Raw genomic sequence first — 17081 nt, 5'->3', positions numbered from 1 at the left:
GCTGGAGGGTTTTCGGACAATCGCTTTCTGCTTTCCGCCTCATTGCTTTTCTAGAAGGCGCACATGCTGAGACAATGCTTAGGTAAATCAAATGCAGCGAATCTGGATCTTCCTCTTTCAACTTTCATTGCTCGGACTTCTAGGAAAATCCCAGGCGCATGAGCAAAGCCACCTGGGCAGCGCAAGTGGCGGTCATGGCTACTACGCTTTTCTAGACGATTTTCATACTCATCCTTCCACGACTGAAGCTACCGGAGAGATCTTTCTCTCTCTGAATTCCGATCAAACGAGGTTGACTTACCGGATTGTTCTCGATCACCTTCTCGGTCTCAAGCCCAATGCGATTGACCGTACCGAACCTGATGACATTATTGGCATTCATCTGCACCTCCATGTGCCTGATACAATTGGACCCCACGTATTGAACATCTTTGGACTGGCTACCTATAATCAGCCCGCCGAAGAGGACGCTGACCGTGTGATCGACTACGAGAACCGCACAATCACAGGGGTGTGGGACGATGGAGACGCGACGATAGACCCCACAACTGGTCTTCCCTACTTGCCTTTCTACCCATTGACCAGCAAACCACTCACGAATTGGCTCGACACGCTCAATGAGGGCAGGCTAATGGTGGCTGTCCATACCAATGAGTCCGGTTTTCCATCCATGGCGATCCGAGGTCATATCAGTCCAATCCCTGAACCGTCATCATGGGGTCTCCTAGCGAGTGCCGTCATGCTTTGGATGGGGAGAAGAAGTAGCTTGCGACGCGGAGAAGTATTGTGATGCGAGTATGCGTTTCCAGTCTTGGTGCCCAACTTACCCTCCTCGTCTGTGTTGTGTTTGCAACTCCTCTGTATGGGCAATCATCAGTAAATGGGCAGTGGACAGACGTTTTTACATGGGGTCAGGGGGGAGGAGTTGAGGCGATTCATGTACACATGTTGCCTACGGGCAAAGTCATGTTTTGGCAGACATGGCGCGAAAGTATCGGTTTATGGGATCCCGACACGGATCAGTTTTCCAGCGCTGCTTATCCGAATCCGACTTCCTTCAACCCTTTTTGCTCGGGACATGCTTGGCTTCCCGACGGTCGACTCTTTGTTGGAGGAGGACATATCACGAACGACAACGGCCTGGATAGGGCTAATATTTATGATCCCTTTACCAATACCTGGGCCAACAATGTGCCAAACATGCCTAGCCTTTCCTCTCCGCCGTCTCCTTACACTACTGGACAGCGTGGGCGGTGGTATCCGAGCGCTACCACTCTAGGTAATGGAGATATTCTTATGCTATCGGGGGGGATGAATGGCAACTTCGATCCTGACAGCAATCCACTGCCTCAGATATATGAGTTTGAGACCAACTCCTGGCGTAGCCTGACTACGGCCTACAAGAGTTTGCCTCTTTACCCGCGCACATTCTTGACTCCCGATGGTGGAGTTGTGTCCCTCTCTAATTATGGCGACGATACAGATCTCCTTGACGTTTCAGGCACTGGATCCTGGCAATACTTAGGGGACACTCTTGACTCTAACCTGCATAACTACGGTCCGGCGGTCATGTACGATACCGGAAAAATCGCCTACATCGGCGGAGGGCACGTCCCCACGGCCAACATATCGCTATTGGATTTGACCGACGCGACTCCTTCCTGGACTTACGGCGCGGACACGATGGCTCAACCTCGTCGGCAGAATAACGCCACGATACTGGCTGACGGTACGGTTCTACTCACCGGGGGAACCTACGTTACTGGATGGAACGATCCCAACGGGCTTGTCACAGTAGCAGAAATCTGGGACCCCACTACTCAGCAAGTCACGCAAGTTGCCGAAGCTGATTCATCCATATATCGCGGCTACCATTCTACTGCGCTACTGCTCCCCGATGGCCGGGTTCTTGTGACTGGCGGAGACCACGATACCGGGGGCTTCCAACAAAACCTGAATGCAGAAATCTACTCACCTGCCTATTTATTTGCTCCCGATGGATCGCCGGCGGTTCGGCCAGAGGTTGGTTTGGCACCCTCGTCAGCCGCCCTAGGCGATTCAATTTTCGTGGAGACTCCTGACGCCGCGAGCATTACTAAAGCTCTCTGGGTCATTCCAGGTTCCGTCACGCACGCCCAGAATTGGACTCAGCGTGCCAATAATCTCGATTTCGTCATCACTGATGGCGGGCTCAACATTGATCTTCCCTCGAGCGGAAACGAAGCACCCCCTGGCTATTACATGCTGTTCTTGGTAGATGACAAAGGAGTTCCCTCCATAGCCCACTGGATACAGGCCGAACTTGCATCGACACCGGAGTTTTTCGGTGATGTTGATGGGGACCTCGATGTCGACGGGAATGATTTCCTCAAATGGCAGCGTGGCGAATCACCAAATCCGCTTGACTCGATAGAACTGGCCACTTGGCACTCAAACTACGGATTTAATGGCTCAGTGGAAGCTGTTCTCGTGCCGGAACCTATCTTTTGGGGCCTATACTGCGGGATCTTTTGCGGAGTTGGCCTCCTGAGTAGCAGGGTGCCATACAAGAATAGAACAGCAAAAAATGTCAAAATAGGGTGACTTTACCCTCTTCTGCTGCGGTGAGTGGCTCTGTGAGGGGGAGTCTGACGCCACAAGTATCTTTTTGGCGCGAAATTCGCCCTGATCGGCTTGTCACACATTCCAACACGGTTATATTAGTTGATTCGCGTAAGTTTCAAGCAGCCAGGCTAGCGTAGCTCAATTGGCAGAGCAGCTGATTTGTAATCAGCAGGTTGTGGGTTCAATTCCCTCCGCTAGCTCGTACAGTTGTGTGGGTAATTGTTTGGGAGTGGTTGTGGGCCCCAGTGGAGACTCCGTATTGAGATGCCTTTGTCTAACGATGCGGGCATGTTTTGGGTAGGTTTAGCAGGTGCAGATGGTAAGCCAGTAGGCTAGCAGATCGGGGGAGTTACCGAAGCGGTCAAACGGGGCAGACTGTAAATCTGCTGGCTCTGCCTTCGCAGGTTCGAATCCTGCACTCCCCACTGTTGAATGCGGAATGTGGATTGCGGAATGCGGAATAAAAAATGTATTCCGCAATCCGCATTCTGCACTCCGAATTCAGCTTGCGGGTGTAGCTCAATGGTAGAGCAACAGCCTTCCAAGCTGATGACGAGGGTTCGATTCCCTTCACCCGCTTTGAGTGAAAGCTATTGGCAGTTAGCGATTAGAAGTTAGTAAGGAAATATCGTTCAAGATCAAGAGTGTAAATGAGCTAACGGCACATGGCTAATAGCTAACGGCTAACAGCTAATAGCTCAAAATGCTGCTGTAGCTCAGTTGGTAGAGCACTTCCTTGGTAAGGAAGAGGTCATGAGTTCGAGTCTCATCAGCAGCTCTGTGAGGAAGTAGTTGGCTGTTAGCAGTTAGCTGTTAGTCATTAGCAAGTACAATCGTGTTGCTAGCGACTAACAGCTAATACCTAAAAGCTTTATTTGTAGGAGTTGTTTAAATAGCTCCTTTTTGTCCTAGAAACAAACGACCTAGTATTTTAGTTAGGGAGAAAAATGGCTAAGGATACATTTGAACGTACCAAGCCTCATGTGAACGTTGGTACGATCGGTCACATCGATCACGGCAAGACAACAACAACTGGAGCTATCTTGGCAGTTCAGGCGGCCAAAGGGCTCGCCAAAACAAAGTCGTATGCTGATATCGCCAAGGGTGGTACAGTTCGCGATGAAACTAAGACGGTAACGATCGCTGTTTCGCACGTCGAGTACGAAACACCGAATCGTCACTATGCACATATCGACTGTCCTGGTCACGCCGACTTCATCAAGAACATGATCACTGGTGCCGCCCAGATGGATGGTGCCATCCTGGTTGTGTCAGCTGCTGACGGCCCGATGCCTCAGACTCGTGAGCACATCCTCTTGGCTCGCCAGGTTGGTGTGCCTCGGATCGTGGTGTTCCTGAATAAATGCGATTTGGTCGACGACGAAGAATTGCTCGAGTTGGTCGAATTGGAAGTTCGTGAATTGTTGACGACTTATGGTTTCCCTGGCGACGAAGTGCCTGTTGTTAAGGGTGCCGCCAAGGCTGCCTACGACAATCCTTCGGATCCAGAGGCATCTAAGTGCATCACAGAGTTGATGGAAGCCATCGATTCCTACATTCCCGAACCCACTAGAGAAACTGATAAGCCGTTCCTGATGGCAATCGAAGACGTGTTCTCGATCGAAGGTCGTGGCACGGTAGCTACGGGTCGTATCGAGCGTGGCCAGGTCAAGGTTGGTGAGGAAGTCGAAATCATCGGTTTGACTTCAGCCCCCACCAAGACGACCTGCACCGGAGTCGAGGCATTCAACAAAACGATGGATCACGGAATGGCTGGCGACAACGTCGGTTGCTTGTTGCGTGGCGTCAAGCGTGAAGATATCCAGCGTGGTCAAGTTCTGGCTAAGCCAGGAAGCATTACCCCCCACACCAAGTTCGAGGCCGAAGTCTATGTCTTGAGCAAGGAAGAGGGTGGGCGTCACACGCCGTTCTTTAGCGGTTACCGACCTCAGTTCTACTTCCGGACGACTGACGTCACGGGTGCAGCAAATCTGGTAGGTGATGTTGAGATGTGCATGCCTGGCGACAACGCACGAATTAGTGTTGAGCTTGGTAAGCCGATTGCCATGGACGACGGAGTGCGTTTCGCCATTCGCGAAGGTGGCAAGACGGTTGGTTCCGGCGTAGTAACGAAAATTTTAGAGTAAGAAAAAGTGAGTAGGTGAGTAGGTGAGTAAGTAGTGTGTTGATTGTGTGGATGGCGTTGCTACCTACTCACTTATTCACCTGCTCACCTATCACTCTTACACAAAGGGGTGTAGCTCAATTGGCAGAGCACCGGTCTCCAAAACCGGGGGTTGCGAGTTCGATTCCCGCCGCCCCTGCATACAGGAAGTTGTGAGTTTCGGTCATTGCGGACTGTGGGTCGTGTTGTAGTGGCTCATAACGCAAGTCTCGTGGCTCGTTGGGAAAGCTTAAAGTGGCAGAGTTAATTTCAGGAATGTTCAACGCTTCGCGGTATAAGCGAAGTCAGGGCAGGATCGCCCGGCAGGTCACTTTCGCGGCCATTGCGCTGGCGTTTGCTGCCGGGGCTTGGAAGCTCAATGCGGTAAGCATCACTGATATGGGTCGCTATGTGCTTCCATTGGTGATGTTGGCGGTAGGCTCGTGGATCAGCTTTCGAATAGTCAATTTGCCGAAGTTCGCGGATTTTTTAATTTCCGTGGAAGCGGAGATGAATAAAGTGTCATGGCCGAGCCGCAGTGAATTGTGGCGGGCCTCGATGGTGGTTATTGCGGTGATTTTCTTTCTGGCGGGACTCTTGTTTGTCTATGACGCAGTCTTGAAAATAATCGCTCGACAGATTTTCTAACAGATCGAATCGATTTCAATAGCCGTCATTCTTTATAGCTTCAGGGAAACCTCGTGAGCGACGAAAACGAAAAAATCACCGACTCTCAACTCGCCGAGGAAAATTCCGTCGAGGCAGAGGATACTGTTACGGCTACTGACGACCAAGAGCAGGTGGTGGAAGATTCTTCTGCAGTTCAGCCTGAAGTGGATGAGGTAGAAGTTGAGGAGGTGAAGGAGCCCGCGGTCATAAAGAGCCCGCCCAAGAAGGAGCCTGAGCCTGAAGAGGAGATGGACCCTGTAAAACGCGCCTTGTTGCCCAAGAAGCCGGACACAGGGCCTGTTGTCATGGATTGGTATATTCTCAAGGTGCAAAGCAACCGAGAGAGATCAATCGCTGAAGCACTCAAGCGCAAGATTGCTATTGAGGGATTGGATCGCTACTTCGACGACGTGGTCGTTCCCACCGAGAAAGTTACGGAGTTTAAAGCAGGGAAAAAGAAGGTCGTTGAGCGGAAGCTTTACCCGGGTTACATCGTTGTGCATATGTGCATCAATGACGATACCTGGTTTGCAGTACGCGAGACCTCGGGGATTGGTGATTTTACTGGCTCAGCGGGAAAGCCGTCTCCCATGTTGCCGCACGAAGTGGCTCGGATAATTACAAAAGATGAGGAAGAAGTTGAGGAGTCGCCGAAGCTCAATATCAATTTCAAGATTGGCGATCGTGTGAAGATCAAAGACGGAACTTTCGAGAGCTTCGAAGGGGACGTCAATACAATCGACGAGCAAAATGGTCGCGTCAATGTGATGATCAACATTTTCGGCCGCAGTACTCCCGTCGAGTTGGAATACTGGCAAGTAGAAAACGTATAGGGCTGGTCGCATTAGCGGCCAGTAAATTAGAACCCGAGCAAAAATCATGGCAAAGCAACTAGTAGGTACCGCCAAGTTCCAGATCCCGGGTGGTCAAGCCACTCCTGCCCCTCCTGTTGGTACGTCCTTGGGAAAATATGGTGTGAACTTGGGTCAATTTGTCCAGGCGTTCAACGACAAGACACGCGAAGCTGGCGGAATGATGATCCCGGTAGTCGTCAATGTCTACAATGATCGCTCGTTTGACTTCATCACCAAGAGTCCTCCAGCTGCCGTCCTTTTGAAGAAGGCCGTTGGCTTGGCTAAAGGGTCGGGCGTTCCTCACAAGGTCAAAGTAGGAAAAATCACGCATGCCCAAATGGAAGAAATTGCCAATACGAAGATGAATGACCTAAACGCCAGCGACTTGGACAGCGCGGTTCAAATGATAGCTGGTACAGCCCGCAGCATGGGTCTCGAAATAGAAGGTTAGCCGGCCCAGCCCGCTTCAACGGGCAGTTACAAAACAAAGTAAGCGAAGCATATCATGCCAAAACTAGCAAAACGAATGAAGAGCCTGAGCGAAAAGCGTCCCCAGGCGCCTTTGCCAATTTCAGAAGCTGTCGATGTGTTGAAAACATTCGACGGAACCAAGTTTGTGCAATCAGTAGAGATTGCCATGCGGTTGGGAGTCGATCACACGCAGGCTGATCAAATAGTCCGAGGTTCGATAGTTCTGCCCCATGGAATTGGAAAAGTGCAGCGAGTGATTGTCTTTGCCAAAGGTCCCGCAGCGGATGCAGCTCGTGAAGCGGGAGCAGACGAAGTGGGTGACGAGGATCTGGCAAAGAAAATACTTGGGGGTTGGACCGATTTCGATGTCTGTATTGCGACTCCGGACATGATGAAAGTCGTCGGTCCGCTAGGGCGAGTTCTGGGTCCGAGAGGTTTGATGCCTTCACCGCGCGCTGGGACGGTGACTCCCGATGTTGCCAAGACCATTGGCGAATATAAAGCAGGGAAGGTTGAATTTCGTAACGACAAGGGTGGCAACGTTCAGGCGATCGTGGGCAAGATGGATTTTGAGGCCGAGAAGCTGGTTGAAAACATCCAGGCCTTTGTGAACACAATTTTGAATTTGAAGCCGTCGTCATCAAAGGGTACTTACGTAAGGTCAGCCCACATTAGTGGTACCATGAGTCCCAGCGTCCCGTTAGCAGTCTAGCCTCGAATCCCTTCCTGGAATTAATCCTCTAAAATCCAATTAAGCAAGTGCCATGAGCAAGTACGTAAAAGATTTGATCACTGACGAATTAAAGAGCCGTTTCGACGGCGTCACGGATGCTTTGTTGGTAGATGTTGTGGGTATGGAAGCGAACAGCAACGTTGAGCTACGCAAGCAATTGCGACAAAAGAACATGCATCTGCTGGTCGTGAAGAATAGTTTGGCGCGACGCGCAACCGATGGGACGGCGCTAGCTCCGGCTTTTGAAGGGTCCGAGGGGACTTTGGCGCTTATTTGGGGCGGCGAGGATGTCGTTTCGCTTGCCAAGGAAGTCACCCGCCTGGCAGAGGATGCCAAGTATAAGCCCTTTGCCCCTAAGGGTGGCGTGATGGATGGTGCCAAACTGACTGCCGATGATGTTAAGGCTGTCAGCAAATGGCCAAGCCGTGAAGAACAGCTCAGTATTCTACTGGGTCAGATTCTAAGTCCTGGAGCAACGCTTTCTGCTCAGTTGCTGAGCCCAGGCGCCAAGCTTGCCAGTCAGGTGAAAAAGAAGAGCGAGGAATAGTTTTCCAGTCAACAACAAGTCAGCGAATTTTGGGCCGACGGGCCCTCCTATAGCGAGAAAGGATAGATAGATATGAGTGATGAAGCAGTAGCAGAGGTTTCTGCAGCAACCAAAGAGATGGGCGACAAGATTGTCGCGTTGACCCTTAAAGAAGCCAAGGAATTGAGCGATTACCTGAAGGACACCTACGGTATTGAGCCAGCTTCCGGTGGTGGCGTGGTCATGGCAGCCGGTGGCGGAGATGCTGGCGGTGCTGCCGCAGCTGAAGAGCAGACGGAATTCGACGTCGTGCTCGAAGCCGTTGGTGGAAACAAGATCGCGGTCATCAAGGTCGTGCGAAGCGCGACTGGCTTGGGTTTGAAAGAAGCCAAGGATCTCGTCGAGGCCGCTCCTAGCAAGGTCAAAGAAGGTGTTTCCAAAGAGGACGCGGAAAAGGCCAAGGCCGAGTTGGAAGGGGCTGGCGCTACAGCCGCGATCAAGTAGATAAGTTCAAGCGGAGCATAAGCCCGTTGTGTCCTCACTAATTGAGGGTCCTCGGGCGGTTCGCTCTGCGCGATTTCGTAGCGAATTCCCAAGAACGAATTCCTGGTACCAAGGGGAGGAAATGGCAGCGATAGCACGGAGAGTTGTCGACCGCTGTTTTCACACAAACGCATCCCAGTGCGTTTCCCTTGGTTTTGCTCGGCGTCACATGGTCCGCCTGCCGCTCGTCGGTGGCACGGCGTGCTGTTGTCGCTTTTTTCACAATCACTCGTGATATCGGAGCAGCCCGCCCTATGGCAGTCCCGGCCCAACGACGCTTGCAGACTGATTCCGTCCGCGCCTTCGGCAGTGCCCGAATTGGCTACGACATTCCCGACCTCACCAAAATTCAAACCGAATCTTATGCACGGTTCCTTCAATATGACGGAACTAGCACCATTGCGCGCAAAGATGACGGTCTGGAAGGTGTATTGCGTGAGATCTTCCCCATTGAGAGCTACGACAAGACGATTCGCCTGGAGTATCTCCGCTATGATCTAGGGAAGCCACGCTACAATCCTGCGGAATGTCGCCAATTGCGTTTGAGCTATGGGCGCCCCTTCCGGATCTGGCTCCGTTTGGTGAAGGATCAGCCGGTAGAGGAAGAAGTCTACCTGGGTGATCTGCCTATCATGCTTGGTGGTGGCGAGTTCATTATCAATGGTGCTGAGCGCGTCGTCGTGAGTCAGTTGCATCGCAGTCCTGGTATCGATTTCGTATCCGAACTTGATGCAGGTGATCGTCGCATTCATAGCTGCCGTGTTATTCCTGAGCGTGGTAGTTGGATCGAACTCAACACGACCAAAAAGGATAGCATCACAGTCCGAATCGATCAGAGCGGACGGTTCTCCGCGGTAACCCTACTGCGCGCCATGAGCCCCGAGCTCAGCCTGGATGCTGACATTCTTAAGCAGTTTTACGAGACCAGCAAGCAGAAGATTGTCGACGGCCGCAGCGCTGCCAAAATTGAAAGTCAGATTGCCGTAGGCGACATCGTCTATCCTGTCGGGAGTGAACGAGCTGGTGAAATCATTATTGAAGGTGGTCAGCGAATCACCAAGAATATCGCCGAAGTAATCTGTACTTCCGGCGTTAAGAGTGTTGAGGTGATGGAGCTACCGAAGACTCCTCACTTGCTCAACGCGATGGCAGACGACAACACGTCGAGCCATGAAGAAGCTCTCTTGAGGATTTATCAGCGCCTGCGACCAGGTAATCCCCCGCAGCTGGAGAAGGCACGCCAACTTTTCAACGAGAAGTTTTTCGATTCCAATCGCTATCGGTTGGGACGCGTGGGCCGCTTCCGGATGAATCGTAAGCTCGGAATCAATGTTCCGGAGACCGATATGGTCCTTCGTCCTGAGGATCTGTTGGCTGCAATTCGTTACTTGTTGGGTCTGGCTAGTGGCGACAAATCAGTAGAGGTCGACGATATCGACCACTTGGGGAATCGTCGATTGCGGACGATTGATGAACTGGCAAGCGATGAAATCCGCAAGGGTTTTCTCAAGCTACGTCGCACTGTCCAAGAGCGGATGAGTCTCAAGGACGCCGACGATATTACTCCACGAAGCCTCATCAATCCCAAGAGCATTTCGGCAGCGATTGATTATTTCTTTGGCCGGGGTGAGCTCTCTCAGGTTGTCGACCAAACGAATCCGCTGTCAATGTTGACCCACGAGCGTCGTTTGTCCGCCTTGGGCCCTGGTGGTTTGAATCGCAAGCGTGCTGGCTTCGAAGTGCGTGACGTACACATTTCGCACTACGGCCGTATTTGCCCGATTGAAACGCCTGAAGGTACCAACATTGGCTTGATTTCTAGTCTGGCCATGTATGCCTCCGTGGATGAGTATGGGTTCTTGATTACTCCATATCGGAGAGTGAAGAGTGGAAAGCTCACAGACGAAGTTGTTTGGTTGCGAGCAGATCAAGAGTCTGACGCCTATGTTGCCTCGGCTGACGTGCCTGTCAAAGACGGCATGATTCAGGGCGATACAGTGGTGGCTCGTTACAAGTCAGACTTCGTGCTCGTGCCGATCGATCAGATTGAATTTACCGATGTGGCTCCCAGCCAAATGATTGGAGTCTCGGCAGGCTTGATTCCGTTCCTGGAGCATGACGACGCCAACCGTGCCTTAATGGGCTCCAATATGCAGCGTCAAGCAGTGCCACTTCTGCTTGCTGATCCTCCGGTGGTTGGTACGGGGCTAGAGCGTGACGTGGCTCGCCACTCCGGTATGCTCGTAAGAGCAGGGCACAAGGGTTCGGTGACTTACGTCGATGCCGATCGCATCGAAATTGGCCCGGAAGTACACCATATGCGTAAGTTCGTTGGCCTCAACGAGCGGACTTGTCAAAACCAGAAGCCGCTGGTTCGTGTTGGTGACAAAGTGGAAAAAGGGGATGTGATTGCCGATGGTGCTGCCACGTTCAAAGGTGACTTGGCTCTGGGGCGCAATGTGCTTGTCGCTTTCATGTCCTACGAGGGCTACAACTTTGAGGACGCGATCATCATCAGCGAGGAGTTGGTTCGTAATGACACCTACACGTCAATTCACATCGAGGAGTTCGATGTTGAGATCCGCGAAACCAAGCTAGGCCGCGAAGAATTTACTCGTGACATTCCAAACGTCAGCGAAAAAGCTCTCCGTAATCTCGACGAAAATGGCATTGTGCAAATTGGCACCTATGTCGAACCGGGTGACATTCTCGTAGGTAAGGTGTCTCCGAAGTCCAAAACAGAGCTGACCCCTGAAGAGAAGCTATTGCATGCCATTTTCGGTCGTGCTGGCGAGGATGTGAAGAACGATTCTCTTGAAGTGTCATCAGGCATTGAAGGGATCGTAATCGACACGCAGAAATTCTCGCGCAGGATGAGCTTGGCTGAGGAAGAGCGCAAGCTCTTTGAGAAGTCTCTCAAGACTGCCGAGAAAGAAGGCAACGAAGAGATCGCTGCCAAATTTACCGAGATGGTGCTTGAGATCGAAAAGGTTCTTCAAAAGAAGCTTACCGATGAAGAAGGCAATGAGCAGATACACAACCAAGAGCCGCAGTTTATTGCTGATCTTGCGAATCGTTTCCGCTTAGACGCAATCGAGATTCGCAGTCCACAGCGACAGAAGGATGTCGAAAGGGTTTACAAGACCATGTGGCCGGCTGTCGAGGAAGCCATCGATCAGCGTGATCGCAAGCTCAACTCCATGAAACGGGGTGATGAACTTCGCAGCGGTGTGTTGCAAATGGTGAAGGTTTACATTGCCACCAAGCGGGTCATCTCCGTCGGCGACAAAATGGCTGGTCGCCACGGAAACAAGGGTGTGATTTCGAAAATTCTGCCCATCGAGGACATGCCTTTCTTGGAAGATGGCACACCGATTCAGATCATGCTCAATCCGTTGGGTGTTCCGAGTCGTATGAATGTCGGCCAGATTCTGGAAACGCATCTCGGTTGGGCCGGTGCCAAGCTCGGCTTCCGGGCGATCACGCCGGTTTTCGATGGTGCAACCGAAGAGCAGATCAACGACTGCTTGGAAGAAGCCGGTCTTCCTCGCCATGGTAAGGCTAAGCTTTTCGATGGTCGATCGGGCGAGAGATTTGAGCAAGAAACCACGGTGGGTTACATCTACATGCTCAAGCTACATCACTTGGTCGACGACAAGGTCCATGCCCGGAGTACTGGCCCTTACTCACTCATCACACAGCAACCACTGGGCGGCAAGGCCCGCTTTGGTGGCCAGCGATTTGGTGAAATGGAAGTGTGGGCGTTGGAGGCCTACGGTGCAGCCTACATCCTCCAGGAGTTGCTCACGGTCAAGAGCGACGACGTTGAAGGCCGCACGAAGATTTACGAATCGATGGTTAAGGGTGAAAACACGTTGCAAGCCGGCACGCCTGCGAGTTTCGATGTGCTGACAAATGAAATTCGTGGCCTGGGCCTGAATATGCAATTGGAAAAACGGCAACAGTTGTAGGAAGATCTGGATTGCAAATTGCAATTGTATGATTTGCAAATTTTCCTTCGAGGACAAATATGAGTAATATTCTAGAGAGTTCGAATTACGACCGTGTCAACGATTACGGTTCGGTGAAGATCAGCCTGGCTCGCCCCCACGACATCCGCAGTTGGTCGTTTGGCGAAGTAAAGAAGCCGGAGACGATTAATTACCGTACCTACCGACCTGAGAAGGACGGATTGTTTTGCGAACGAATCTTTGGTCCAGAAAAGGACTGGGAATGCGCCTGCGGCAAATACCGCGGCATGAAATATAAGGGCATGATCTGCGACCGTTGTGGCGTCAAAGTGACGCACAGCCGCGTTCGCCGCAAGCGGATGGGTCATATCGAGTTGGCCGCTCCTATCGTGCATATCTGGTTCTTTAAGGCCATGCCCAGTCGACTGGGCAGTCTGCTAGCCATGAAGACCTCTAGCTTGGAGAAAGTGGTTTATTTCCAAGACTACGTGGTAGTGGATCCGGGTGACACGCCCCTAAAACCACAACAGCTTCTTACCGAAGAAGAGTATCGCTCAGCGCGTGAGCAGTACGGCGAAACTTTTGACGCCGACATGGGTGCCGAAGCGATTCGTAAATTGCTGAACGGACTTGATCTGGTAAAGCTTTCCGCTGATCTGCGAGTTGAGCTTAAGGAAACAGGCTCAAAGCAAAAGGCCAAAGACCTGATCAATCGACTCAAAACGGTTGAAGCAATCCGCGACAGCGACAACAAGCCGGAATGGATGGTGTTGGACGTCATCCCTGTGATACCCCCCGACTTGCGACCTTTGGTGCTGCTCGACAGTGGCAATTTTGCTACGAGTGACCTCAACGATCTCTACCGCCGCATCATCAATCGCAACAATCGGTTGAAGAAGCTGGTGGACCTCAATGCTCCCGAGGTGATCATTCGCAATGAGAAGCGAATGTTGCAACAATCGGTCGACTCACTTTTCGACAACAATCGATGCAAGCGTCCTGTCTTGGGTTCCAGTAATCGCCCGCTCAAATCGCTTACTGACATGATCAAAGGTAAGCAGGGTCGGTTCCGCGAAAACCTGCTTGGCAAACGGGTCGATTATTCTGCACGTAGCGTGATTGTAGTCGGTCCTCGCCTGAAATTGCATCAATGTGGACTTCCCAAGAAGATCGCATTGGAGCTCTTCCAGCCGTTTATTATTCGTCGCCTGAAAGAGTTGGGGCATGCTGATACGATCAAATCGGCTAAGAAAATGCTCGAACGCAAAGATGACGAAGTTTGGGATATTCTTGAGGAAGTGATCACGAATCATCCAGTATTGCTCAATCGTGCTCCGACACTTCACCGCATGGGTATTCAAGCTTTCGAGCCGACTCTTGTGGAAGGGAATGCAATCACGTTGCACCCCTTGGTTTGCAAGGGTTTTAATGCCGACTTTGACGGGGACCAGATGGCGGTCCATTTGCCGCTTTCCATTGAGGCCCAGGTGGAAGCTCACACGCTGATGATGAGCACTCACAATATCTTTAGCCCGTCTAACGGGGCTCCGATTATTAGTCCGTCGCAAGACGTCGTTATGGGAAGCTACTACCTGACGATGGGCGTTCCCGATTCGAAGGGTGACGGCATGGTGTTCAGTTCCTTGGAGGAAGTGGAAACGGCTTATTCTTCCGGGAAGGTAGGAACTCATGCTGCGATTAAAGTCCGCTTGCCGCTCTATCGCTGTCTGCGAGAAGAGCGTGGCAACGATAACGCCTATGGAGCCAGAATCGATACGACGGTCGGTCGAGTCATTTTCAACATGATTCTCCCCCGGGGCATGCCTTTCTACAACGTCGCCATGCGATCGAGTGAATTGGCGAAGGTCATCTCCGACTGCTATGAGTTCGTCGGTCGCCGTGCCACGATCGAATTGCTCGACGACATGAACCAGCTCGGATTCCGTCAGGCAACACTTAGTGGTCTATCGTTCGGAACGGACGATTTGATTACTCCAGAGTCTAAAGGGCGTATCATTGCTGAAGCTGAAAAATCAGTCATGAAGTTCAACAAGCTCTTCCAACGAGGTGTGATCACCGAAGTGGAACGCTACAACCAGGTACTCGATGCCTGGACCCATGCTCGGGAACAAATTACCGCAGAGATGATGGCTGGATTGGAGAGCGATTTCCGCACCGATGGATACGTGAACCCGATCTTTTTGATGGCACACTCCGGTGCTCGTGGTGGTGTTGAGCAGATGAGACAGTTGGGTGGGATGCGTGGTCTGATGGCCAAGCCGTCCGGCAAGATTATCGAAACTCCAATTAAGGCGAATTTCCGCGAAGGACTAACCGTACTTGAATACTTCAGTAGTACTCACGGTGCTCGAAAGGGTCTCGCTGATACGGCACTCAAGACGGCTGACAGTGGTTATTTGACTCGTAAGTTGGCTGACGTGGCTCAGAATGTGGTCGTTACATGTCATGATTGTGAGACGACTCAGGGAATCACGAAGGGAATCATCTATCGCGGCGAAAAAGTGGAAGTGAGTCTGGCCGAGTCCATCAAGGGCCGGGTGAGTCGCGCTAACATCGTCAACCCGATTACCGACGAAGTGATCGTGGCGGAAAATGAGATGATCACTTCCGATATCGCCCGTAAGATCGAAGAGCTTGGCCTGGAGAAAATCCAAGTTCGTAGCCCCATGACTTGTGACGCGAATTTGGGTGTTTGCCGTTTGTGTTACGGCATGGACCTCTCAACCGGTTCGATGGTTGAAGAAGGTATGGCCGTTGGTATCATCGGCGCGCAGAGCATTGGCGAGCCTGGAACTCAGCTTACGATGCGTACCTTCCACATCGGTGGCGTGGGTCAGCGTGATGTTGAAGACAGTGACATCAAGGTCAAGAAGGGTGGTATCGCGAAGTTTGCTCGGCTGAAAGCAGTAACTAACGATGCCGGCAATCTGGTTGTTCTTGCCCGCAATGGTGAGATCGCACTGGTGGATGATCGCGGCCGCGAAGTCGAGAAGTATGAAATTCCGGCTGGTGCGGTGATTCGCGTGAAGGAAAACGCACCCGTCGAACCGGGCGCGACCCTTTGCGAATGGGATCCACACAGTATCCCCATTGTAGCCGAGACAGGTGGTAAGGTCCGCTTCGAGGATTTGGTTGAGGGAGAAACTATTCGCGGTGAACTCGATCCGAGCGGTAAGAAACGCTACGTCATCATGGAGCACAAAGGCGATTTACACCCACAGGTCGTCGTTGAAGATCCAACAGATGGCAAGATTCTCGACTTCTACTACATGCCCGAACGTGCTCACTTGGAAGTAGACGAAGGTCAGGTTATTTCGCCAGGTACCTTGGTTGCCAAGACACCTCGCGAAGCGTCGGGTACGCAGGACATCACAGGCGGTCTGCCTCGTGTTACCGAGATCTTTGAAGCCCGGAAGCCACGGGATCCGGCAGTTATCGCCGAAATTGATGGTACGGTAGAGATTCTCGGCGAGAAGAAGCGCGGCAAGCGCTCGATTATCGTCCGTAGCGAAACAGGCATCGAGCGTGAGCATCTTGTCACGCATAGCAAGCATTTGCGTGTCCATGCTGGTGACAAGGTTCGTGCCGGAGAAGCCCTCGTTGATGGTCCCTTGGTGCCGCACGACATTCTGCGTATTTCGGGCGAAGAAGCTGTACATCAATATCTGACTCGCGAAATTCAGAATGTTTATCGAAGTCAGCGCGTGGAGATCAACGACAAGCATATCGAGATTATCGTCTCGCAGATGCTTCGTAAGGTACGGGTCGAATCGCCTGGCGACACAGACCTACTGCCCGGCAGTGTGATCGATAAGTTCGATTTCCGTCAGGCGAACGACGCGATTTCCCAATGCCTGCGGATAACCCATCAAGGAGATAGTGAATACGCCGAAGGAGCAATCGTACCGAAGGATGTTCTCGAGCAGGCCAATGCCCAAATCGAGGCTCTGGGTGGTGATTTGGCCAAGGGTGCCAAGCCCAAGATGGCCACCGCAAGTACACAACTCTTGGGTATTACGAAAGCATCCGTTCAGAGTAGCAGCTTTATCTCAGCGGCCAGTTTCCAAGAAACGACCAAGGTTCTCACTGAGGCAGCCTTGGCGGGTAGGACTGACTACCTGGTTGGCCTGAAAGAGAACGTAATTTTGGGTCACTTGATCCCAGCTGGTACTGGTTTTCACACGGTGCAAGAATCCGAAGTGCGAATTCACCCCGAGGCCCTCGAGGCCTTGGCAGCCGAGAAGGAACGTGTGTTGGAGCGTTCGTTCCCCTTGTTGGATTCAGCTCTCCAGGCTCGCAGCGGCGATTCGACGCCCACCAACGGCGAAGACCGAGAGACGCCACCTGGTGAACCTGTTTACCAGAGCGAAGCCCCTTCAGGACTCGATGCACTATTGGGGACCCCCGAAGAGTCTCCTGCCAGCCCCGGTGGGACTCCCACTCCCCAGCCGTACACCGGCCCGTTGAGTGATGACGATCCGATGGCAGGTTATGGTGAGCCGAAGCCAACGGATTCGCAGGAGAA

10 protein-coding genes, 5 tRNA genes and 1 pseudogene are annotated in these 17081 nt (G+C 52.1%); all 16 read left to right on the top strand.

Features of this window, described 5'->3' with window-relative positions:
• Positions 1–91: 91 nt before the first annotated feature.
• Entirely contained in the window at positions 92–790 is a 699-nt protein-coding gene (locus Pr1d_RS04885; RefSeq protein WP_148072476.1) for a CHRD domain-containing protein, read from the top strand.
• Complete coding sequence (locus tag Pr1d_RS04880; protein ID WP_168205052.1) at positions 790–2583, top strand: galactose oxidase early set domain-containing protein; 1794 nt, start codon at positions 790–792, stop codon at positions 2581–2583. Before Pr1d_RS04885 ends, Pr1d_RS04880 begins: the two co-directional genes overlap by 1 nt.
• A 148-nt stretch (positions 2584–2731) precedes the next feature.
• Positions 2732–2804 (top strand) — tRNA-Thr (locus Pr1d_RS04875).
• Between the two features lie 143 nt (positions 2805–2947).
• Positions 2948–3029 (top strand) — tRNA-Tyr (locus Pr1d_RS04870).
• An 83-nt stretch (positions 3030–3112) separates the two neighbouring features.
• A tRNA-Gly gene (locus tag Pr1d_RS04865) sits at positions 3113–3183 on the top strand.
• Between the two features lie 126 nt (positions 3184–3309).
• Positions 3310–3382: transfer RNA gene (locus Pr1d_RS04860), tRNA-Thr, on the top strand.
• A gap of 169 nt (positions 3383–3551) precedes the next feature.
• Complete coding sequence (gene tuf / locus Pr1d_RS04855; RefSeq protein ID WP_148072474.1) at positions 3552–4751, top strand: elongation factor Tu; 1200 nt, start codon at positions 3552–3554, stop codon at positions 4749–4751.
• Between the two features lie 104 nt (positions 4752–4855).
• Positions 4856–4928: transfer RNA gene (locus Pr1d_RS04850), tRNA-Trp, on the top strand.
• Positions 4929–5023: 95 nt separating this feature from the next.
• A complete protein-coding gene (secE, locus tag Pr1d_RS04845; protein ID WP_238476638.1) occupies positions 5024–5416 on the top strand; it encodes a preprotein translocase subunit SecE in 393 nt (130 codons plus the stop codon).
• A 53-nt stretch (positions 5417–5469) separates the two neighbouring features.
• Positions 5470–6270 (top strand): transcription termination/antitermination protein NusG, encoded by an 801-nt coding sequence (gene nusG / locus Pr1d_RS04840; protein ID WP_238476637.1) that lies wholly within the window; start codon positions 5470–5472, stop codon positions 6268–6270.
• Between the two features lie 46 nt (positions 6271–6316).
• Positions 6317–6742: a 50S ribosomal protein L11 gene (gene rplK, locus Pr1d_RS04835; RefSeq protein WP_148072473.1), complete on the top strand. Its 426-nt coding sequence runs from the start codon at positions 6317–6319 to the stop codon at positions 6740–6742.
• Between the two features lie 54 nt (positions 6743–6796).
• Positions 6797–7474 carry a 50S ribosomal protein L1 gene (gene rplA, locus Pr1d_RS04830; RefSeq protein ID WP_148072472.1) on the top strand — a complete coding sequence of 226 codons (678 nt, stop codon included), beginning with the start codon at positions 6797–6799 and terminating at the stop codon, positions 7472–7474.
• A gap of 52 nt (positions 7475–7526) precedes the next feature.
• The gene (gene rplJ, locus Pr1d_RS04825) at positions 7527–8042 is read left to right on the top strand and encodes a 50S ribosomal protein L10 (RefSeq protein ID WP_148072471.1); all 516 of its coding nucleotides are present in this window, start codon (positions 7527–7529) and stop codon (positions 8040–8042) included.
• Positions 8043–8114: 72 nt separating this feature from the next.
• The gene (gene rplL / locus Pr1d_RS04820; RefSeq protein WP_148072470.1) at positions 8115–8525 is read left to right on the top strand and encodes a 50S ribosomal protein L7/L12; all 411 of its coding nucleotides are present in this window, start codon (positions 8115–8117) and stop codon (positions 8523–8525) included.
• A gap of 293 nt (positions 8526–8818) precedes the next feature.
• Positions 8819–12535 (top strand): DNA-directed RNA polymerase subunit beta, encoded by a 3717-nt coding sequence (rpoB, locus tag Pr1d_RS04815; RefSeq protein WP_148076258.1) that lies wholly within the window; start codon positions 8819–8821, stop codon positions 12533–12535.
• 59 nt (positions 12536–12594) lie between these two features.
• Positions 12595–16738 (top strand): annotated as a pseudogene (gene rpoC, locus Pr1d_RS04810) (DNA-directed RNA polymerase subunit beta'); the annotation flags it as partial.
• Positions 16739–17081: the final 343 nt, after the last annotated feature.

It is taken from the genome of Bythopirellula goksoeyrii (genome assembly GCF_008065115.1).
Classification (GTDB): Bacteria; Planctomycetota; Planctomycetia; order Pirellulales; family Lacipirellulaceae; genus Bythopirellula; species Bythopirellula goksoeyrii.
This window is presented reverse-complemented; position numbering and strand designations above follow the sequence as displayed.